This window comes from Paludibaculum fermentans (assembly GCF_051172195.1).
GTDB classification, from domain to species: Bacteria; Acidobacteriota; Terriglobia; order Bryobacterales; family Bryobacteraceae; genus Paludibaculum; species Paludibaculum fermentans_A.
Genome location: NZ_JBPJAQ010000001.1, coordinates 1607707 through 1628761, shown reverse-complemented (window position 1 = coordinate 1628761; position 21055 = coordinate 1607707). Strand labels below are relative to the sequence as shown.

General features: G+C 64.1%; 18 protein-coding genes. 6 read left to right on the top strand and 12 right to left on the bottom strand.

Annotation, left to right across the window (positions count from 1 at the left end):
* Nucleotides 1-2: 2 nt before the first annotated feature.
* Genes ACR9Y2_RS06605 through ACR9Y2_RS06595 form a run of 3 tightly spaced genes read right to left on the bottom strand, consistent with a single transcriptional unit; the run spans nt 3 to nt 3393 of the window.
* Entirely contained in the window at nt 3-464 is a 462-nt protein-coding gene (locus ACR9Y2_RS06605; protein WP_435040263.1) for a helix-turn-helix transcriptional regulator, read from the bottom strand.
* Between the two features lie 23 nt (nt 465-487).
* Nucleotides 488-3031, bottom strand: coding sequence for an ADOP family duplicated permease (locus ACR9Y2_RS06600; RefSeq protein ID WP_435040262.1), 2544 nt, complete (start codon nt 3029-3031; stop codon nt 488-490).
* A complete protein-coding gene (locus ACR9Y2_RS06595) occupies nt 3028-3393 on the bottom strand; it encodes a PadR family transcriptional regulator (protein ID WP_435040261.1) in 366 nt (121 codons plus the stop codon). Before ACR9Y2_RS06595 ends, ACR9Y2_RS06600 begins: the two co-directional genes overlap by 4 nt.
* A 149-nt stretch (nt 3394-3542) precedes the next feature.
* Here ACR9Y2_RS06595 and ACR9Y2_RS06590 point away from each other — a divergent pair, with 149 nt between their 5' ends.
* The 3 genes from ACR9Y2_RS06590 to ACR9Y2_RS06580 all read left to right on the top strand — a co-directional run bounded on the left by ACR9Y2_RS06590 (nt 3543) and on the right by ACR9Y2_RS06580 (nt 7694).
* Entirely contained in the window at nt 3543-4436 is an 894-nt protein-coding gene (locus ACR9Y2_RS06590) for a hypothetical protein (RefSeq protein WP_435040260.1), read from the top strand.
* Nucleotides 4437-4557: 121 nt separating this feature from the next.
* A complete protein-coding gene (locus ACR9Y2_RS06585; RefSeq protein WP_435040259.1) occupies nt 4558-7317 on the top strand; it encodes a M14 family metallopeptidase in 2760 nt (919 codons plus the stop codon).
* Complete coding sequence (locus ACR9Y2_RS06580; protein WP_435040258.1) at nt 7317-7694, top strand: holo-[acyl-carrier-protein] synthase; 378 nt, start codon at nt 7317-7319, stop codon at nt 7692-7694. The genes ACR9Y2_RS06585 and ACR9Y2_RS06580 overlap by 1 nt, the downstream gene beginning before the upstream one ends.
* 56 nt (nt 7695-7750) lie before the next feature.
* On the opposite strand, the gene ACR9Y2_RS06575 is transcribed toward ACR9Y2_RS06580, so the two are convergent.
* The 5 genes from ACR9Y2_RS06575 to ACR9Y2_RS06555 all read right to left on the bottom strand — a co-directional run bounded on the left by ACR9Y2_RS06575 (nt 7751) and on the right by ACR9Y2_RS06555 (nt 13971).
* Nucleotides 7751-8398, bottom strand: a complete 648-nt coding sequence (locus ACR9Y2_RS06575) for a CDP-alcohol phosphatidyltransferase family protein (protein ID WP_435040257.1) — start codon at nt 8396-8398, stop codon at nt 7751-7753.
* Nucleotides 8399-8421: 23 nt separating this feature from the next.
* Nucleotides 8422-8892, bottom strand: a complete 471-nt coding sequence (locus ACR9Y2_RS06570; protein ID WP_194447452.1) for a GreA/GreB family elongation factor — start codon at nt 8890-8892, stop codon at nt 8422-8424.
* Between the two features lie 244 nt (nt 8893-9136).
* Nucleotides 9137-11491: a S8 family serine peptidase gene (locus tag ACR9Y2_RS06565; RefSeq protein WP_435040256.1), complete on the bottom strand. Its 2355-nt coding sequence runs from the start codon at nt 11489-11491 to the stop codon at nt 9137-9139.
* Nucleotides 11492-11659: 168 nt separating this feature from the next.
* Nucleotides 11660-12580, bottom strand: coding sequence for a hypothetical protein (locus ACR9Y2_RS06560; protein ID WP_435040255.1), 921 nt, complete (start codon nt 12578-12580; stop codon nt 11660-11662).
* Between the two features lie 101 nt (nt 12581-12681).
* Entirely contained in the window at nt 12682-13971 is a 1290-nt protein-coding gene (locus tag ACR9Y2_RS06555) for a sensor histidine kinase (protein ID WP_435040254.1), read from the bottom strand.
* Between the two features lie 59 nt (nt 13972-14030).
* On the opposite strand from ACR9Y2_RS06555, the gene ribA reads away from it, so the two are divergent.
* Both ribA and ACR9Y2_RS06545 read left to right on the top strand, forming a co-directional pair.
* Nucleotides 14031-14645 carry a GTP cyclohydrolase II gene (gene ribA / locus ACR9Y2_RS06550; protein ID WP_435040253.1) on the top strand — a complete coding sequence of 205 codons (615 nt, stop codon included), beginning with the start codon at nt 14031-14033 and terminating at the stop codon, nt 14643-14645.
* 148 nt (nt 14646-14793) lie between these two features.
* Complete coding sequence (locus tag ACR9Y2_RS06545; protein ID WP_435040252.1) at nt 14794-15459, top strand: pentapeptide repeat-containing protein; 666 nt, start codon at nt 14794-14796, stop codon at nt 15457-15459.
* 7 nt (nt 15460-15466) lie between these two features.
* Here ACR9Y2_RS06545 and purU read toward each other — a convergent pair whose 3' ends face one another.
* Together purU and dtd are read right to left on the bottom strand one after the other, a co-directional pair.
* Nucleotides 15467-16324, bottom strand: a complete 858-nt coding sequence (purU, locus tag ACR9Y2_RS06540) for a formyltetrahydrofolate deformylase (RefSeq protein ID WP_435040251.1) — start codon at nt 16322-16324, stop codon at nt 15467-15469.
* 40 nt (nt 16325-16364) lie between these two features.
* Nucleotides 16365-16805 (bottom strand): D-aminoacyl-tRNA deacylase, encoded by a 441-nt coding sequence (gene dtd, locus ACR9Y2_RS06535; protein ID WP_435040250.1) that lies wholly within the window; start codon nt 16803-16805, stop codon nt 16365-16367.
* Nucleotides 16806-16861: 56 nt separating this feature from the next.
* On the opposite strand from dtd, the gene ACR9Y2_RS06530 reads away from it, so the two are divergent.
* On the top strand, nt 16862-17146 hold the full coding sequence (locus ACR9Y2_RS06530) for a hypothetical protein (RefSeq protein WP_435040249.1): 285 nt from the start codon (nt 16862-16864) through the stop codon (nt 17144-17146).
* Nucleotides 17147-17168: 22 nt separating this feature from the next.
* Here ACR9Y2_RS06530 and ACR9Y2_RS06525 read toward each other — a convergent pair whose 3' ends face one another.
* Together ACR9Y2_RS06525 and infB are read right to left on the bottom strand one after the other, a co-directional pair.
* Entirely contained in the window at nt 17169-17456 is a 288-nt protein-coding gene (locus tag ACR9Y2_RS06525) for a DUF503 domain-containing protein (protein ID WP_435040248.1), read from the bottom strand.
* Nucleotides 17457-17504: 48 nt separating this feature from the next.
* Nucleotides 17505-20984, bottom strand: coding sequence for a translation initiation factor IF-2 (infB, locus tag ACR9Y2_RS06520; protein WP_435040247.1), 3480 nt, complete (start codon nt 20982-20984; stop codon nt 17505-17507).
* Between the last annotated feature and the right edge of the window lie 71 nt (nt 20985-21055).

Here is a 21055-nt window from a genome sequence, read left to right as displayed (position 1 = left end):
CGCTAGAAAACGCGAGCGCCCCAGAACTGCAGAAAACAGGCCGGCACCAGGCGATGGACAGCCAGTCCGGGCACAGGGAAGACGCGCCGCAACGATCGCTGATAGGCCGAGGGGGCCTGCCCCACCAGGCTGCGGAAGCGAGTACTAAACGAACCCAGGCTTTCGTAGCCCACGGCGAAGCAGACCTCGGTCACCGCCAGGTGGTCGCGGGCCAGCAGGCGCTTGGCCTCGTCCATCCGCAACCGAGTCAGAAACTCAAGCGGCGATTCGCCGAACGTCCGGCGGAACATGCGCTGGTAGTGATAAGGCGAGAGGCACGCCTCGCGCGCGGCATCGTGCAGGCGCAGCGGCTCGCCGAAGCCCGCCGCCAGATAATCGCGCGACCGCACCAGGCGCCGGAACAACTCATCCTGGACCGCCGGCCCCAGCCGCAGTGGAGCTGTATAGATGAGCGGATGCGTCACGAAGGACAGTGTACCCGGGAAGGCTACTCGGGACGCAAGACCTGCGCCGGATTCAGGCTGGAGATGCGCCGCGCGGCCAGCAGGATAGCCAGGCCGGCGATCACGATGAGGCCGAGCCCGGCGGCCGCGCAATCCTGCCAGGTGACGGCCTTTGCCTGGTAGACCAGTGCCGCCAGGATGCGGCCCAGGGCCAAAGCGGCGGCTGTGCCCACGGCCAGGGCGGCCAGCACGACCGGCAGGGACTGCCGCAGGATCAAGCCCCGCAGCAGCGCCGGGGTACCGCCCAAAGCCAACCGCACACCCAGCTCCTGCGTGCGCTGCGAAACAGAGTAAGAGACTGTGGCGTACAAGCCCAGAATCGCCAGAAACCCGGCGAAGCAGCCGAAGAACACGAGTGTGCCGGTGTACAGCCGCGGCTTCGCCATCCGCTCGGCCAGGTGTGAATCCATGCTCTGTACGGCGAAAACGGGCACCTGCGGGTCGACACTGGCCAGAGCCGCTCGCGCCGCCGCCATCACGGGATCGAGCTGGCCGCGCGCCTTCAGCACAAAAGTGAGGTTGGCCGTCGCTGCCTGCCCGAGAGGCGTGAAGACCTGAGGCAGCGGCTCCGATCCCGGCCCGAAGTGCAGGGCCGGCTTCACGACACCCACAATCCGGCGGGGTTTCCCCTGGGCGGAATTATGGATCCATCGCCCCAGCGCGGCCTGCGGACCACCCAGCTTGCGCGCCATGGTTTCGTTCACCACGGCCACCAGTTCGGCCGCCGCGGTGTCGGTGGGCCGGAGGTCGCGGCCGGCCACAATGGGTGTGCTCAAAGCGGCGAAGTACTGTTCAGACGCCACCACGCCGACAGCCGCATCGAGCTTTCGCCCGTCATCCAGGAACCACGGTCCCATGCCGATGGGCTGCAGCGAGAGGGGCAGCAGGTTCACAGCCCCAGCCGACTCCACGCCAGGGAGCGATCGCAACCGTTCCAGCGCTTCGCGGTAGTAGGCCTGCCGCCTGGTTGCGTCCTCCCTGGGCGTGCCGGTCACCGATACCCGCAGGGTGGCCACCTGCGCTGTCTGGTAACCGGTATCCACCCGCAGCATGTCCAGGAACGTCCGGCCCAGGCTCACGCCGCCGGCCAGCAGCACGAGGGACAGTGTCACCTGCAGAGCGGTGAGCGCCACGCGGAGGCGGGCCACCGGCACGCGGGCCGTACCCGCCCGCAGCGCTTCATTCGACGTTTGGAGCCGGCTGACATGCCACGCGGGCAGCACTCCGAAGACGAGGCCGGTCAGCAGGGACAGGCCCACCGCGAACGCGAGCATGCGCCCATCGACTGGCGCCTCGGCCAGGGTGGGCTGCAGGGACGCCGCGATGCGGGCGACGAGCCGGGCGACCAGGATCCCTGCCGCTCCCGCCGCCAACGCGAGAGCCATGCTCTCGAACAACAACTGCTGAAACAGCCGGGCCCGCGATGCGCCCAGGGCCCCCCGGATCTGCAGTTCGCGGCGCCGGTCGAGCACACGGGTCAACAGGAGGTTCGCCACATTGCCGCAGGCGATGAGCAGGACGCAGAGCACCGCGCCAAACAGGACGAGGGACGGCTTCCGGGCCGCACCCGCCAACTGCACCTGCAGCGTCCGCAGCGCGGGCCGGTTCGCTTCGTCCGCCTGCATCCGGCCGGGGCTCTGGTGTGCCGCTTCAGCCAGATACAGGGCTTGGGCCTGCTGCAGCGGCAGCCCGTCCTTGAGCCGCCCCATCACCTGCCAGAAGATCACGCCTTCTTTCCTGATGCGCTCAAACTCGAACACCGTGGGGGTCCACACCTGGGCGCCATCCGGATAATTAAACCCGGCCGGAGCCACGCCCACGATGCGGAACGGTGTCCCGCTGATGCGGAGCGTGCGCCCCAGCACACGCGGATCACCACCAAACTCCTGATCCCACATGGCATGGCTGATGACGGCCGCGTCGTTCCGCCCACGAGTCTCTTCTTCGGGCAGAAACCCGCGGCCCCAGGCCAGCGGCGTGCCCATCAGCGCGAACAGGTTCGCCGAGGTTTCGCACACCCGCACGCGCACCGTACGCGGACCGCCGGCCACGTTCAACTCATCGCTGGCATACACCGCGGCCGCTTTCAGATAGGGGCTCTGCCGCGTCCAACTGTGCAGCGCCGCAGGCGACTCTGTCAGCCTCATCGAACCCGGCAGCATGTGCAGGAAGACCAACCGCTGCGGCTCGGCGTAAGGCAGCGTGCGCCACAGCATCGAATCCAGCACGCCGAACAGGCCTGTCGCCACGCCAATCCCCAACGCCAGCGCGGCTATGGCGAACAAGGCCACAAAAGGCCGGCGGGCATGCACCCGCACACTATGCCGCAGATCCTGCGCCGCCTCTTCCAGCAGGCGTGCCGGTATGGTCGCTGCGAGATCCCAGAGCGTCCCCAGCCAGAACTTCGCCACGGGCGCGCCTTCCGCCCGATCTTCGCGGAAAGACCTCAGCAGCTCCCGTTCATACTCCTCGCGGAACCGCGCCGGATACAGCTTCAGCAGCGCCCGGTACAGCCGCTCGCTATTCATGCGGGTTCTCCCAGGCCGAACCGCGTTTCCGACAGTTCGACCAGCGCCCGCATGCGCGCCGCCTCGGCCTGCGCCACGGCCAGCCCCAGTTCCGACATGCGGAAGTAGCGCCGCCGCTCGTCATCCAGATGGGGATCCGGCCGTTCGCCCGATTCCTCGATGAGGCCCTGGTCCACCAGTTTCTGGATGGTGCCGTAGAGCGACCCGGCGCCGGGATTCAAGCGCCCTTCCGTGCGCTTCACGATTTCCCGCTTCAGCGCATACCCATGGCGTTCCCCGTCGCCGAGGCAGAGCAGGATGTGGAAGGCCAGCGGCGGCAGTGGAAGGAAGTCTGAAGGATCGATTGCGTTGGGCTTCGTCATAGTAGTACAGATTTTGTACTAGTTATACGCCGGACGCGGGGAGCTGTCAAGACAAATCAAACAGACCCGAAATTCGCTGTGTATTCCACCGCGAAGGGCCGGAACTCCTTCGTCTCCCTGTCGCCTACCGAGTGGTATATATTCAACGCATGCAACGGCATGACGTTTTAACACTCATCATTGTTGCGGTACTCACTCCGCTTGGCGCGGCTGGCCAAGTGAAGGACTTGAAGGCTCTGCCTCCCACGGAGAACACGATCACCGCATCACCCAGAACACCCACCGGCCTTCGAGCCGCCTCGGGAACACAAAATCCGGGCAAGTTCACCTATGTCGGCCCCACCGACATGATCTTCCCCCATCTCGCGTTCGGAGGCGGATGGGAGACGACGCTGGTCCTGGTGAATCTGTCCAACACACCCATCACCTTTTCGCAGGCGTTTTTCGATACCGCCGGCCAGCCCATGACCGTGACGTTCCAATCGATTCCGGATGGACAGCAAATGACGACCAGTTCAGCGCAGGGAACGCTGAACCCCGGTGCGAGTTTCAACATCAAACTGCTCGACCAGGGTACGGGCTTACGGACCGGCTGGTCTTCAATCGCCTACGATTCGAACAACGCGCGAATCGGCGGCTATGCGATCTTCAAGCAGAGCATTGGGGGCTCACCGGACTTTGAGGCACTAGTTCCGCTGAGCGCGTATGACGACTATGTCTTCATCATGCCGTATGACAACACCAACGGCTTCGTCACCAGCATGGCGCTGGTGAACCCGGGCGCCAATCTCGACAGCCAGGTATTCGTGACCCTGCTCGACACCGAGGGCAATACGGTGAAGACGGACACGATCGACCTGGCCAAGGGCGCGCAGACGGCGTTTTCGATTCCGGAGCGTTTCCCCGACACCCAGGGAAAGGTCGGATCGATCCTCTTTGAGAGCAGCACGACGAGGCTCTCCGCGCTGGGCTTCCGCTTCAATCCGCAGCATGCCTTCAGCACCATCCCGGTGCTGAACTGGTCTGGCATGTTCCCGCAATAATCAGCCCGCTGCAAGCCCGCGATCCTCCCTGCCACCCCCCCAAGGCAGCAGGGAGGATCGCCGCAGCCTCCACTGGGCAGAGACCGCACAGCCTTCCGGACGCTATCCTGTGAAGTAAGTTATGCGGAAGTTATTGGTCTCGCTCCCCCTCCTCGCACTCTCCCTCCACGCGCAAAAGGCCGAGTTCTGGCCGGGTGCGCAATACGATCCAGCCATTCCCACCATCCAGCAGGTGCTGGGTCATGAACCAGGGACGCGCATTGCGCCGCCCGGTGACATCGTGCGCTACTTCGAGGCGCTGGCCGCGGCCGCTCCGACGCGCATCCAGATCCGCGAGTATGCGAAGTCGTGGGAGGGCCGCCGGCTCATCTACGCCGTGATCTCCGGCGAGGAGAACATTCGCAACCTGGAGCAGATCAAAGCGACGCAGCTCAAACTGGCCGACCCGCGCAAGACCTCCGCCGCCGAGGCGAAGAAGCTGATGGCCGGCATGCCCTCGATCCTGAGCCTTTCCTATGGGGTGCACGGCAACGAAATCTCCTCGCCCGACGCGGCGATGATGACGGCCTATCACCTGTTGGCGGCGCGCGGCGACCAGATGATTGACAACGTCCGCAAGAACGTCGTCGTGCTGATCGACCCCATCCAGAATCCTGACGGGCGCGAGCGGTTCGTCCACAACTTCCGGGTGAATGAAGGCCTGCTGCCCGATGAGAGTCCCGTCGCTGCGGAGCGCGCCGAGCCCTGGCCCGGCGGCCGCACCAACCACTATTTCTTCGACATGAACCGCGACTGGCACGCGGTGACGCAGCCCGAAACGCGCGGCCGCATCCAGTACCTGCGCCAGTTTCTGCCGCTGGTGCAGGTGGACCTGCACGAGATGGGCGGCAACTCCAGCTACTTCTTCACGCCGGGTTCGCTGCCGTACAACCCGAACCTGACGCAGGATCAGAAAGACCAGATGAACTGGTTTGGCAAGAACGACGCCAAGTGGTTTGACAAGTTCGGCTGGCCGTACTTTACGCGCGAGGTATACGACGAGTTTTACCCGGGGTATGGCGCTTCGTGGCCGTGGTTCTACGGCGGCATGGGCATGACGTATGAGAACGCCTCGGTGCGCGGCCTGGTGCTGCGCCGCTCCGACGAGACCTTGTACACCTTCCAGGAGAGTGTCAAAAAGCACTTCGTGGGTTCCATTGCGACCTGTGAAACGGCGCTCGACTACCGTGAGAAGCTGCTGGACAGCTTCTACCGCTATCAGGTGACCGCCATCGAAGAGGGCCAGAAGGAGCCGGTCAAGGAATTCATCCTGCCCCGCCAAGGCGACCCCGGCGCTGTCGACAAGCTGGCCCACATCCTGGCCGAGCACGGCATCGAAGTCCGCCAAGCGAAGGCGGCGTTCAAGAACGGCGGCAAGGATTACCCGGCCGGCTCTTACACGATCGTCCTGGCCCAGCCGCGCAAACGCTTCATCCACGCGCTGCTCGACCCCAACACGCCGATGGAGCCTGACTTCCTGAAGGAGCAGGAGCGCCGCCGCAAGAAGAAGCTGGCCGACCAGATCTACGACGTCACCGGCTGGAACCTGCCGATGTCGTTCAACGTGGATTGCGTCGGCGCCGCCGAGGTATCGCAGGGCTCGTTCGAACCCGTCACGGGCGCCTATGAGCCGCATGGTGCGGTTTCGGGCCGCGCCGAGGTGGCTTATCTCGTGCCGTGGGGCACGCAGGCCGCGGGCCGCTTCCTCACCGCCGCGCTGCGCGCCGACCTGCGCGTCCTGACAGCCAACAAGGCGTTTACGCAAGCCGGGCGGAAGTATCCGTCGGGCACGCTGATCGTGATGGTCAAGCAGAATCCGGCGGGCGTCCATGAGAAGGTCGCCGCCATTGCCGCGGCCAGCGGCGCCGAGGCTGTGGCCACCAACACCGGCTGGGTGGAAGACGGCGTGAACTTCGGCAGCGCTTATGTGGGGGCTGTGAAGAAGCCCGCGATTGCGATGTTGTGGGATGCGCCCACCTCGTCCGCCTCGGCCGGCCAGACGCGCTTTGTGCTCGAGCGCCAGTATGGCTACCCGGTCACCGTGGTGCGTACTTCGAGCATGGGCGCGCTCGATCTCGACAAGTTCCAGGTGCTGATCCTGCCCAGCGGCGGCTATGCGGGGGCCCTCTCGCCCATGGTGACCGACCGTTTGAAGAACTGGGTGCGCGAGGGGGGCGTGCTGGTGGGCATTGGCGCCGCGGTCTCCTATCTCTCCAGCCCGCAGGTGGGCCTGTTGGGTGTCACCCAGGAAGGCCTGGCCCAGGACACCGGGCGTCCGGCCGATGCGGCCAAACCAGCCGCGGGCGGCGCAGGCGTAGGCGCAGGGTCGACTACTCCGGCCGCGGGGGCTCCGCCGGCCGCGGGTCCCGCAGGAGCCGGGCCGGCTCCGGGCAAGATTTTCAACAACATGCAGGACTATGAGAAAGCCATCCGGGCTGACCGGGAACTGCCCGATTCAGTGGCCGGCGTGCTGGTGCGCGCCAAGGTGGATCCGGAGACCTGGATCACCGCCGGCCTGCCCGAGACGCTCTATGTGCTGGTCGACGGCCGCGCCATCTACTCCCCGGCGAAGGTCGACCGCGGCACGAACCCCATTCTCTATGCCGGACCGAACGAACTGGTCGCTTCCGGCTATCTGTGGGAGGAGAACCGCAAGCAGCTCGCCTACAAGCCCTTCCTCACGATGCAGAGTGAAGGCCGCGGAGTGGTGGTCGGGTTCACCTCCGATCCCAACTTCCGCGCCTACATGGACGGTCTGAACGTGGCCTTCCTCAACGCCGTCTTCCGCTACACAGGAGGCGGCGGCCGGGGTGGAGCCCAACAGGAGCAGGAGAACCAGTAATGATCCTAGGCACCGGCATTGATCTGGCGGAAGTGGATCGCATCAAGGCCTCCATCGAGCGCTATGGCGACAGGTTCCTCAACCGGATCTATACCGAGAAGGAGCGGGCCTATGTGGCCCGCAAGGCCAACAAGTATGAGCGCTACGCCGCCCGGTTTGCCGCTAAGGAGGCCGGGATGAAGGCGATTGGGACCGGGTGGCGCCACGGCATCACCTGGCAGGACTTCGAGGTCACCAACCTGCCTTCGGGCCGGCCCACGATCACTTTCCACGGCGTAGCCCAACGGATAGCGGAGCGCATGGGCGTCAAGCACGCCCATCTTTCCCTGACCCACACCGCGCAGTATGGACAGGCGTTTCTAATACTTGAGGATTGACGCGCCGGCAAGGCGCTGAGGACTGCAGGGCGGCCGGCGAGCCGCCCTTTTTCTGTTTAGTGGCCGGCCGTGCTGGCTGACATCTCTTTGGCCTGTCTGGCGTCCTGTTCCGCGGCGAGATCCATCGCCTTGGTGACGTCCCAGGTGTGCATCATGCGGTGAATGACCGTGATGTTGCCTAATACCGCGATCACCCACAGAACGGGCGCCATGCGGTCGAACAGCGCGCCGATGATCAGCAGCACAATCCGCTCAGGCCGTTCCAGGAAACCTGCCTTGCACAAAGGGATCACATTCTCGGCCCGCGACCGCGTGTAGCTGATCATCACCGACGCCGTCATCACCACGGCGGTCAGGACGACATAGAAATTGCGGTTGATGTTGGCGTAGTAGACCAGCAGGCCCATCAGCAGCGCCAAGTCGGAATAGCGGTCCATGACCGAGTCGAAGAATGCACCGAATCGCGTCACTTGCTGCGTCTCGCGGGCGACGCGTCCATCGACCATGTCGAACAGGCCCGCGCCGATAATCACCAGCCCGGCGTAGAAAAACTTGCCTGATGCCAGCAGTACAGCCGCGTAAATATTGATCAGCAGTCCGATGAACGTCAGGACATTCGGGTGGATGCGCGACAGCGCGAGCATGCGCACAATCCAGTACAGAATTTTCCCCGCTCCAATGCCGATCGCGCGGGTGTACGTCATGAGCTTTGCCTTCTCAATCCATCCTATTCAACAACGTCGTGAATCGTCGTCAGTTGAAGGATCTCCATCTTCCTCACCCCGCCAGGGCTCGGAATCGCCACTTCATCACCCACCTGTTTGCCCAGTAGCCCGCGCCCGATTGGCGAGCTGGTCGAGATCATCCGCTTTGCCGCGTCCGATTCCTCACTGGCCACAATCTTGTAGGTAACCTCTTCTTCCTTATCGAGATCCAGCACCACGACCGTGGACCCGAGGCCCACCCTGTCGTGCGGAATCTTGGTCATGTCGATGAGGGAGAAATCCATCAGCCGCTTCTTCAGCTGGGCGAGACGGGCATCGACATAGCGCTGGCGCTCTTTGGCCGCATGAAACTCGGCGTTCTCTTTCAGATCACCGTGCGCGCGCGCCTTCAGAATCTCTTTGGGCAGTTCATTCCGAAGCTCATATTCGAGCGTCGTAATCTCCGCCTGCAGTTTCTTGATCAATTCCTCCATGGCGTGTGCAACATGCTCCCAGATTCCGATTATAGACCACGCACGCCAGCAGGGCTCTCATTTGGCAAATCGCTGCCGGTCAGGGCGCATTCCGTACCGTTTCAGCCAAAAAAATGCGACCGCCCCCGAGTCTGGTGGAGGGGCGGCCGCGAGTACGTCTCGAGATAGCTATCTCCTGATAGTGTAGCTCAAATCCGGGATCCGTCAATGGGATTCTGGACGTTGTATGACAGATTCGTCACAGTTACGGCGTCGTGATGGAGTAAGTCCGTTTCAGGTCACCCACTTCGACGCGGAACGCGTTGACGCCAGGTATGGGCCCCATGCGGAGTTGGATCAACCAGGCGTTCGGGAACAGGTTCGTGGCTGACTCGACGCCCACCACGGTTACCCCGCCGGACACCGGCACCACAATGGGTTGATTCTTCCCCATGGCTATGCCGGACTGTTCGTGGACCCGCAGGTAGATCCAAAGCGCTCCATTCACCCGGGGGGTAGCCGGCGTGAAATCCAGTATGGTCATGCTGGAGGCCGGTCCGCCTTCCACCGCATACCAGTAGGGGACGCGCGCCACGGCGCCGGATTGTGTATCGGCCACCCGGATAAACCCCTGGTAGGTGCCGGCTTCCGCGCCGCCGCCGGCCAGGCTCACCTGGAAGGTCGCGGTGGAGCCCGGTTCCAGGGTTACTTCACTGGCCGACAGGAGGGGCTGTACCGGATCCGCCGATTCCAGGCTAAGGCCGTAAGTGGTGGCCGCGGCGCCCACATTCTTGACGGTAATGTCCTTTGTGAGGTCGACGGTGCCGCCGCCGGAGCCGAACGAGAGGGAGACGGGCGCGGCCGCGATGGTCGAACTTACCGCGCTCTCCAGGTTCAGGTAGCCGGCGCCGGCTGAGTTCACCGGCGCGGTGGTGCCATCCAGGAAGACGAAAGGCGTCGCACTGTCGATCAGCAGCGAGCGGTACTCGTCCATGGACAGGCCGGGCCGGGCGCTCTTCAGCACAGCCGCCGCTCCGGCGACCAGGGGAGCTGAGAAGCTGGTGCCCTGGGTGGAAATGTAGCCGCTGGGATCGCACACCGGGCAGTAATCGGGATCGAAATCCTCTTTCAGCGCCGCGGTATAGATGGGCGCGCCGGTTGCGACCAGGTCGGGTTTGATCAGCAGTTCGACGCTGGGTCCGCGGCTGGTGAAACTGGCCAGCGACCGCGGAGCGCCTTTGCCGAACGGGAACCGGAGCTGCACCTGGAGATCCTCCACTGTGGCGGCCAGGTCCTTGAGCTCCAAGCCCTTACTGCGCGGAATGAAGATGCCGGGAATCTGGTCTGGATTGTCGACGATCATGGTGACCACGTCCTCGCCGGAACGGTCGTAAGAAGGGTCCGCCGTATTGAAGACCACCGCGCCCAGGGCCCCGGCCGCGGCGACGTTGGCCAGCTTGGTTTCAAAGTCGCACTCACCGCGCTCGAGCAGGGCGATCATCCCGGTCATGCTTTCCGCGGGAAACAGGCTGGCGTCGCAGGCCCAGCCGGTAGGATCGTACACCGCAACGTCGACCAGCGGACCACTCACCGGTGCGTGCTCAGTCTCACCAATGTTCGACGACGCCACCCCGTCCATGGCCGGGCCCGCCGACGGCACCACCTGCGTGGCAGTGGACACGGTGGCGCTGTTCGCGCCCACGGCGATGACACGGTCGATAGACGCGGTATCGTCCACCGTCATGGGACCCGAGGTGTTGCCTGCCGCTCGGACGACGATAATCCCGCGATCGGCTAAGCCGCGCACGGCGTCTCCATAAATGGTGTGGGACGAGCCATAGCGGCCCACCGAACCGAAGCTCATATTGACGACGTCCATGCCATCCTGGACCACCCAGTCCAGCGCCTGCAGCACGGTGTCGCTGCGAATGCCGCCGTCGTACCAGTCGGCCACGCGGTAAGCCCCAATCCAGGCCGCCGGCGCCACGCCGGAGATCATGCCTTTCGGGCTCTCGTGCTGTACGCCCGCGGCGGTCATGGCGACTCCGGTCCCATGTCCTTCGAAATCGGTCACCGGAGCCGCATCGAAGCTGCGCGCCACGATCACCTTGCCATTGGTCAGCGCCAGGTTCTCGCTGCTGCTGGCCTGGGGGAAGCCGTCGGGAGGGGTCATGTCACCGGCGGCGAAGCCCGGATGCGACATGTCGATGCCCGTGTCCAGGATCGCGATTTTGATCCCCTTGCCGGCATTCGCCATGCCTCCAGTGGCGGCCCACGCTTCCGGCACCTTGTGGATGGGCAGGGCATTCATCAGGAACAGGTCAAACTGCTCCACCGGTTCGACGCGCCTGACGCCCGGCAGGCCGGCGAGTTGCTGGGCGCTGGCCGCCTGGACCACCAACACATTGGCTACTGTGTGGACGCGGCCGACCACCAGGGCGCGCCTGGCCCGCAGCGTGTTTTCGACCGCCGCCTGTTCAGACTCGATGGCGGTGCGCCGGGCGCCCATGTCCTGGGCCTTCATGGCCGGGGCACCGGTCAACTCCACCAGAAACCGGCCCGGTACGAGGTTCTGGCCATAAACCGTGCCAGCCAGTAAAAGTGCAAAAAGAAATCGCATTCGAAAATTCCACCTAAGCGGGATCCGCCACAACCGCACCGGCACGGAGACCTCTGTTACCTAATCTAGCGGAAAATGCGCTCGACGCTACCTATTCTGTGCCGTGTAAGACACGAAAAAGCCCCGGGTCGCCCCGAGGCCTCTTCCTGAAATAGTGATTTCGAGCGGTTACTGCATTGGGGTATGACGGAACGGCAATGTATCGGTAAATCCGCCTTGCCCCACGGTCAGCAGATACCCTTTCACGCGGGTGGCATCAAACGTCTGCTCCACCAGGTCGCCCACTTCGCTGTCGTAGTAGTAGCCGTAGGCCGCGCTCAGATTCACCAGTACCGTGGTGGAATCCAAGACCTGTACCGCGCTATTCGGCACCACCAGGTCTTCGAAAACAACGTGGACTGCCGAATCGGTCCGGAAGCGGCCCTTGATCTCGACCATCGTCGCGCCATTGTCGAGGTACTCGCGCGCGCCGGTCAGGCCGGGAATCACATAAGGCAGATCTTCGAACTTCCGGTAATACTGGCCTTCCAGATCGGCCGTGCCGAAATCAGTACCTGTCCAGGTTTCGGTACCATCCGGCAAGGTGATTTTGATCGCATAAGCGGTGAGGCCATACTCCCAGAAAAACCCAAAATCCTTAACATTGGTTAATGTCAACGACTCGCCGGGCGCCACTTCATAGTTGAAGCGCACCGCGTTCAAGGCCAATTGCTGGTTATCCGGCAGATAGATGAACTGTTGGAAGACACTGCCCGTGGGAATCGCCCGCGTCGCCACGAAGTAGGTTTCGCGGCCCGACCGGTAGCCTTCGAACAGGTTCATCTGCAGGACACCCGGCGCCTGCGGCAGGGCTGTGGCGTTGGACTGGCCGGAAGAACCGAGCGCTGCCCCGTCCGTTGTCCCGCCAGACCGCCCGCGCGACATGGCCGCCCGGAACTGTGCCGCCCCCGCAGCGCCACCTGCGCCTTCCGAGGTCACTTTGCTGGACACCCGGGACAGGTCGACAGTCTTCCGTTCGCCGCGTTGCGCCCAGATCGCCGGTGCGGCCAACGTGGCCGCCATCATCAAAATCGTAGTTTGCCGGATCACTACTGCCTCCTTAAACTTCTTTACAGATCAAATGACGCTATCTTCGCCGATCGGGTTGCACTCCATCATCGCCGATTTTCGCCTGTCCAAAGCTGTACCGGTCAGGCTGGAATCTCGATCACTGTCTTCGTGCCCTCACCGCTCTGCGAGGTCACACTCAGCCTGTAGTTCGCCCCGAAAAGCACCAGCAGGCGCTCGTTCACATTCGACACGCCGATGCCCGGCTGCTCCAGAATCGACTCCAGCCGTTCTTCCTCGATCCCCACTCCGTCGTCGGCCACGGTCAGCAGCAGCCGCAACCCTTCCGGCCGCCGTTCAAAGCGGCTCTCCAGGCGAATGGTCCCGCCGTCCACCTTCCGAGCCAGCCCATGCTTGATGCTGTTCTCCACCAGGGGCTGCAGCAGCATCGCCGGAATCTGGCAGTCCAGCGTCCCGGCCTCGACATCCTTTACAAAGCGCAGCTTCTCGCCGAATCGCGTCATTTCGATGGCCAGGTAATCGTCGATGAACGCCAGCTCTTCGCGCAGCGGAGCAAAGTTGTCGGTCTTGCGCAGCAGCCGCCTCAGGATGTTCGACAGCTTGTAGACCACCTGCCGCGCCTTATCCGGATTTGTCCGGATGAGCGAGCTGACGGTGTTCAGCGTGTTGAACAGAAAGTGTGGATTGATCTGGGCGCTCAGGGCGCTGAGGCGGGCCTCCACCAGCAGCCGCTCTTTGTTTTCCAGCAGCCGCTCATTGCGCGCGCTCACCCAGATCTTCAGCGGCAGCGCCACCGTGAAAATGGTCGACACGAATACCGGCGTATTGGCCCACCCGCCCTGTGGCAGGTAGAACGCGAAGATCATGCGGTCGCCAAACAACCGCACGACGGTGTACCGCATGAGTTCGGCCAGCACGATGGTAAACAGGCCCACGATCTGGAACAGGCTGCGGCGGCGCGCCTCGGGATAGCGGATCAGGCGGTACACGCTCAGGTCAAAGAACGGCGAGATGCGCCAGACTTCTTCCTGGTCGTACGCCAGATCCCGCAGCAGTCCGCCCATCACGCCCACGGCCGCATACAGCGGCATCGCCAGATATTCGCCATGCAGCAGCGCCGGGATGGAACAGATCACACCGGTGAGCAGACCCGAGATGTAGCCGCCGATCAAGCCGGCTAACAGACTGCCTTCCAGGCACATATCGGCCGCGGCGTAGCTTTGTGTATAGATCCTGACGATGGAGCCGGCGCCGCAGAAGCCGGAGATGCCGAGGCTGAGCTGGAGCTGCTCCAGCATCGTCCGCCGCTCCCGCAAAAGCAGGTTCAGGAACTTGGACGAACGCGCCAGAATGCTGGCGATGGACGCTGCCGCCGCCAGCTTGATCAAGAGGATGATGAACTGCTTTTCCATTCCGGCCCAAACCCGCTGTACTCGACCATACTAAAATAAAGACAGAAACCACCGTTTCCATGTCAGATCCCAACCCTATTGAAGTCCGCAAGGTCGCCGAGGCGGACTTCCCCACGGAGTACGGCCATTTCCGCATCTACGGCTTCGCCGGCCGGCGCGGAGATTATACCGAGGACTCCGTCGCCGTGGCCATGGGCGACCTCCAAGCGCCCGAGCCCCTGCTTGTCCGGATCCACTCCCAATGCCTTACAGGCGACGTCTTCCACTCTCTGCGCTGCGACTGCCGGGCGCAACTTGAACTGGCCCTGGAGACCATCAGCGCGGAAGGCCGCGGCATGGTGATCTACGAAGCCAAGGAGGGCCGGGGTATCGGCCTCCTCAACAAACTCCGCGCCTATGAACTGCAGGACGCCGGCGCCGACACGATCGAAGCCAATGAACAGCTTGGCTTTGAGGCGGATCTGCGTGGCTACGAAATGCCCGGAGCGATCCTGCGCTCGTTCGGTATCAAAGCAGTCCGGCTGATGACGAACAACCCGGAAAAGATCGCCGCGATGGAAAACGTAGGTATCCAGGTGACGGAACGGGTCCCGTGCAATGCCGTGAGAAGCCGCCACAGCGCCCGCTATCTGAAAACAAAGAAGAAACGCTTCGGCCACCTGTTGGAGCTCTAGTCGCCGCTGGCGCGTTCGGCTACAATAGCCAGCAATCCGTGCGATGCCTGGCGTTCGCGAGGCCCGTTTCGCCCAGCGGAACCCTACCCGCACCGGCGCCAAGCGATAGCACGGCAGAGGTTTGCCCGTTCAGGCTACCCTGTCCTTGATGGCCCTGAAACGCCGCAAGGACACTACGCCCCGCCGCTCGCCTGCCGACCTGCCCGCCAGCCTCGACGACCTGACCCTCCTTTCCCTCGACGACCTCATCGCAGGCGAAGATCTGGAGGAGGCGCTCTTCCAGGGCCTCGACCTCACCGGCCGCAGCATCCCCCGTCTCGTCGCCACCTCGGTGGTCTTCCAGGGCGTCAACTTTGCCGGAACCAGCATCCGGGCGCCTCGCCTGCGCGACGTCCGCTTTCTCAACTGCGACCTCTCGAACGCCGACTGGCGCGGCTTCGAAGCCATCCGGGTCGAGTTCATCGACTGCCGCCTGATGGGCATGGGTGCGGCTGAATGCCATTGGAAGGACGTCCTGCTGGATCGCTGCGAAGCCCGCTACCTCCGCCTGAACGGCGGCCACACCGCCACCTGCGAATTCCGCGCCAGCAACCTGGCCGAAGCCGACCTCCGCTCAGTCGATCTGGAGGGTGCGATCCTCGACAAGGTCTCGTTGCAGAAGGCCGACCTCAGCCATGCAAGCCTGAAGGGCGTCGATCTGAGCGGAGCCGAAATCGATGAAATCACCGTTTACGCGGAAGATGTCCGGGGCGCCTCCGTCAGTGCGCCGCAGGCGATGGACCTGGCCCGGTTGCTGGGGTTGACCATCAAGTAGGCCACCCTCACTCAAACACCACGGTCTTCCGCCCGCACAACAGAACCCGGTGCTCCAGGTGCCACCGTACCGCTCTCGACAGCACCATCCGCTCCGCATCGCGGCCTTTCTGGATCAACTCGTCCAACTGATCGCGATGCGACACCCGGATCACCTCCTGGTCGATGATCGGCCCATCGTCCAGAATCTCCGTCACATAGTGCGCGGTCGCCCCAATCAACTTCACGCCGCGCGCGAACGCCGCATGATACGGCTTGGCTCCGCTAAACGCCGGCAGGAACGAGTGGTGCACATTGATCACACGCCCGGCATACCGCTCGACAAACTCTGGCGACAACACCTGCATATACCGCGCCAGCACGACCAGGCCAATCTGCTGCGTCTCCAGCAATTCGAGCGCCCGGGCCTCGGCCTCCGCCTTGCCGCCTGGGCCCACGGGCACATGCTCGAACGGGATCCCGTGGAACTCGGCATGCCGCCGCGCGTCCTCGTGATTGCTGACAATCAACCGGATGTCGGCGGCCAGTTCCCCCGTCTGGTGCCGGTAGAGCAGATCCGCCAGGCAGTGCAGATACTTCGAGACGAAGACCGCCACGCGCATCGGGCGCTGCGAATACTCAACCAGCCAGTCCATCCCAAACCGCCGGGCCACCTGGTCTGCAAAGGCCGTCCGAAACCCCGCATCGTCCAGTTGGAACTCGGCCAGATCCCACTCGATGCGCATGAAGAACCGCTCCGAGGAGTCATCGCGGTGTTCATCGGCGGACAGAATGTTGGCCCCGTGCTCGTAGAGAAACCCGGACACGGAGGCCACCAGCCCCTTCGCATCCGGGCAATTGATCAGAAGAATGGCGCTTTGCCGCACAGCCCATTATCTGCCGCCGGCCCGGTTCGTCAGCCGGCCCTTATTTGGAGTCGAGCACAAACGTCACCGGGCCATCATTCACCAGCGAGACGTTCATGTGCGCCTGGAACTCGCCGGTTTCCGTGGGTACCCCAGCGGCCCGAGCCCGATCCACGAAGTATTCGTACAGCCTCCGGGCCTGCTCCGCCGGAGCCGCCTGGTCGAAGCCGGGCCGCCGCCCCTTCCTCGTATCTCCATACAAAGTAAACTGCGAAACTACCAGCAGGCTGCCTCCGGCATCGCGCAGGCTCAGGTTCATCTTCCCGGCTGCATCGTTGAACATCCGCAGTCCGGTGATGCGGTCCAACAGGTAGTCCGCCTCGGCCTCTCCATCGGGGTGAGTGACGCCCAACAGGACGAGAATGCCCGGCCCGATCGCACCCGTAATCCGGCCATCGACTTCGACGCTGGCCTGGCTGACTCGCTGCACTATTGCTCGCATCAGGTATTCATCCTATAGACTCTGCTCTCCAGAACGCCGATTCTATGCCAGATACTATGATTTACCGCAGAAGACGGAGTAAGACGACCGTGCCCGGCGGTTTCTATCGCTTCACGGATTCCCTGAACCGCACCATCACCGGTCCCGGCGATGGCGAGTTCATCCATCTTCGCGATGAATTCGGGCAATCGTGGCGCGGCATGGCCGAACGCATGGCGGACGACACCATCCGCTATCGCTTCCGTGACGACAACGGCAACTTCATCTCCGGAGTCTCGGACGGCTACGGTGTCATCCTGCGCGACCAGAAGGGCAAAACCTGGCGCGGCGTCGTCGATTAGTCCTGTTTGGCGCCCACGGAACTCACTCCAGCCAGTCAATACAACTACTGACCAGGTTCGGTCCCAGAAACGCCGCCGCGGCGCGTTCCGCCGACTCCAGCACCTTCGCCGCATTCTCCCGCGACCCCGATACCGTCACCGCCGTCACCACCGACCGGTTCAGCAGATTCTGATCTTCCACCTCGGCCACGGCCACGTTAAACCCGGCCCGTAGGCGATCCTTCAGGCCCCTCACCCAATGCCGTTTGTCTTTCAGGGAGTGCGATTGCACCATTTCCAATTCGAGAGTCAGTACGCCAATAGCTGCCATAAAAGCAAAAGACCCCGAGCCGAAGCCCGGGGTCCTTCATTCAGACGTTTAAGCCGAAAGGTCGGGCGCGACCTTCTCTTTGACGAAGGCCTCGATGATATCGCCCACTTTCAGATCGTTGTAGTTCGCGATGGAGAGTCCGCACTCGAAGCCGGACTTCACTTCGCTCGCGTCGTTCTTGAACCGCTTGAGCGATTCCAGCTTGCCGGTATGCACCACGACATTGTCGCGCAGCAACCGGATCTGGCAGTCGCGGAGCAGGGAACCGTCCACCACATAGCAGCCGGCCACCGTGCCCACCTTGGTGATGCGGAAGGTCTCGCGGATCTCCGCGCGGCCTTTGTAGACTTCCTTGAACACCGGCTCCAGCATGCCCACCATGGCCTTCTTGATCTCGTCTGTGAGCTCGTAAATGATGGTGTGCAACCGGATGTCGACCTTCTCGAGTTCGGCCGATTCCGCGGCTTTCCTCTCCGGGCGGACATTGAAGCCGATGATGATCGCGTTCGAAGCCGAGGCCAGCACCACGTCGGTTTCCGTGATGGCGCCCACGCCGGCATGCAGTACGCGAATCGTGACCTTTTCCGTGGAGAGCTTCTGCAGCGTGTCCGAAAGGACTTCCGCAGTACCGCCCACGTCGGCCTTGAGGATGACGTTGAGTTCCTTGGTCTGGCCTTCCCGCAACTGCGCATGGAATTGATCCAGCGTGATGCGCGTCTTGGCCATCTGCTGCTCGCGAGCCCGCACTTCGCGGAATTCCGCGATCTGCCGGGCCTTTGCCAGGTCGGTTACCACCTGGAGCTGGTCGCCCACATCCGGCAGGGATTCCAGGCCCACCAGTTCCACCGGCATCGACGGCCCGACTTCCTTGATCTGGTTGCCGCGATCGTCGTACAGGGCGCGGACTCGGCCAAAGACCGTTCCGCACAGATAGTGGTCGCCCACTCGCAACGTGCCGTTCTTGATGAGCAGGGTCGCCACCGGACCGCGACCGCGATCCAATTGCGCTTCCAGCACCGTCGCCACGGCGGGCCGCGTCGGGTTGCCCTTGATCTCCTGCATGTCCGCCACCAGGAGGATCATCTCCAGCAGCAGTTCCAGGTTCTCGTGCTTCTTGGCGGACACCGGCACGAACGGAGTGTCACCACCCCAGTCTTCCGGCATCAGCCCCAGCTCAGTGAGCTGTTGTTTCACACGCTCCGGCTGGGCGTCCGGCTTGTCGATCTTGTTGACGGCCACAATGATCGGCACCTTCGCCGCGCGGGCATGGTCAATGGCTTCGCGGGTCTGAGGCATTACGCCGTCGTCCGCCGCCACCACCAGGACCACAATGTCGGTCACCTTCGAACCGCGGGCACGCATGCGAGTGAACGCTTCGTGGCCCGGAGTGTCGATGAACACGATCTTGCGGCCGTTGATCTCCACATGGTACGCGCCGATGTGCTGCGTGATACCGCCTGCTTCGCGTCCAGCCACATTGGCCGTCCGGATGGCGTCCAGCAGCGAGGTCTTGCCGTGGTCGACGTGACCCATAATGGTCACGATCGGCGGACGGATCGACAGGTCGCTGTCCACTTCCGTGCTCGCTACATCCTGCACGGACTCTTCTTCGTAGCTCATCTTGGCCGTCGACGCGCCAAAGGCACGCGAGACTTCGTCGGCCAGCTTCATGTCCAGGGTCTGGTTGATGGTGGCGAAGATCTTCCGGTCGACCAATTGCTTGATCACCAGGCCGGCCTTCACGCCCAGCTTCTCAGACAGCTCCTTCACCGTGATGCCGTCCGAGATGGTGATCTCGCGGTCGATCGGCGGCGGCGGAGCCGGCTCGGACTTGCGGTAATGCGACTTGAGCTTACCCTCGGTATCCCGGTCGCGATGGTCGCGCTGCAGGCCGCGGCGTTTGGCCGCGTCACGGCGCCCCGCATCGGCGGTGGGCGGCGGCGGCGGCGCTTCCAGGACAGGACTGGTCGGATGAGGACCACGGCCCCGCAAGGGAGGACGGCCACCCGGGCCTCCACCGTACGGAGGACGGCCGCCCGGCGTGGGCTGGCCCGGTCCGCTGCGGCGGGCTCCCGGATAAATCGGCTGGCCCGGCGTCGGCATGCCGGGGCGCGGAGCGGCCGGTTGACCCGGCGTTGCTTTCGGCTGAGCCTGCTGCAAGCGCGCCAGGATGTCCGCGCGGGGCGGAACCACGGGGCGGGCGGCGGGCTGTCCGGCCAGCGGCGGACGCGTCGGCTGACCGGCGGTCTGCTGTTGCTGGCGGGGCTGGCTGGGTCCACCCTGGCCCTGCTGCGGACGCGGCAGGTGCGGAGCCTGCGGACGCGGAGCGCCCGGGGCTACCATCGGCTGACGAGGGACTTCGCCGCCAGGCAAGGGTTGACGCGGCCCGGAAATGATCTGTCCAGGACGGGGCGTGCCCGGTCCGCCCGAACGCTGCGCAATGGGGGCGTTGCGGGGCAATGGCTGGGATGGACCCGCCGGCTTGGCCGGAGCCTGGCGCGGAGGAGCCGGCATCGCCGGTGCACCTGGCGCCGCTGAAACTTCAGCAGCCGCTGGCCGCGGAGCCTGTGGAACCGCGGGCGCCGCCGGTCGCTGCGGAGTGCGCGCCACGGGCGGTCTCGCCGGAATCGCGGGGGCGGCCGGAGCCGCCGGAGTGGCCGGTTTCGGCGCTTCCGGCATTACCTGGGCCGGAGCCGCCGCTACAGGCGCGGCCGGAGCCGGAGTAGCTGGAGCGGGTACCGGAACCGCGGGCGCGGCCGGAGCCGCTGCCGCCGGAGTAGCTGGTGTGGCCGGAACCACGGGCGCCGCTGGCGCCGCGGGAACTGCCGGAGCGGCGGGCGCTGCCGGAGCAGCGTGGACCACCGGAGCGGCGGGAACCGCGGGTGCGGCCGGAGCCGCGGGCGCATGCTGAACCGGCGCCGGAGCAGCCGGTACATGATGCGTCACCGGTGCTGGGGCCTTCACCGTCGTCGCAGGCTTCACGGGCGTCGCCGCGGGAGCCGCGGCCGGTGCCGGGTGAGCAATGATCGTCCGCGCCGGAATCGGAATCGATGGCGCGTGCAGTGTGGGCTGTGCCCCCGCCCTCACCCCAGCTAAGGGAGGACGGATCGGGGCCCGTGTGGGCGCCGCGGGTGCGGCAGGTGCGGCGGCCGGAGCCGGCTGTTCAGCGGTGGTGTCTTTCACAGGAGCAGATACGGAAACTGTTGCGGGCTTAACGGGCGATGCGGGCTTCGAAGATACAGCTTGCTCGGACGGCTGCGTTGCGGCCGGTTCGGCCGCTTCAGCGAATTCTGGTTGATTCGGTGAAGTTTCGTTGACGTAAAATGTGCCGCCTGGCCGGTCAAGATCGGCGGAGAAGGGAGTGGCATGCCCGGTCAGCCGCTCTTTGAGCAGCAGGGCCACATCCTCGTCGACGGAGCTGGAATGCGTTTTTTTCTCCTGGACCCCAAGGTCCGGCAACATATCAATGATCGTGCCGGGCTTGACTTCCAGTTCGCGAGCCAACTCGTTGATGCGAATCTTCTTCATAGTTGAGACTGCCGGCCCTGTAGACAGGGCTAGCCCAACTCACTCCTTGCTCCGCCCCCCGTGGCCAGTTC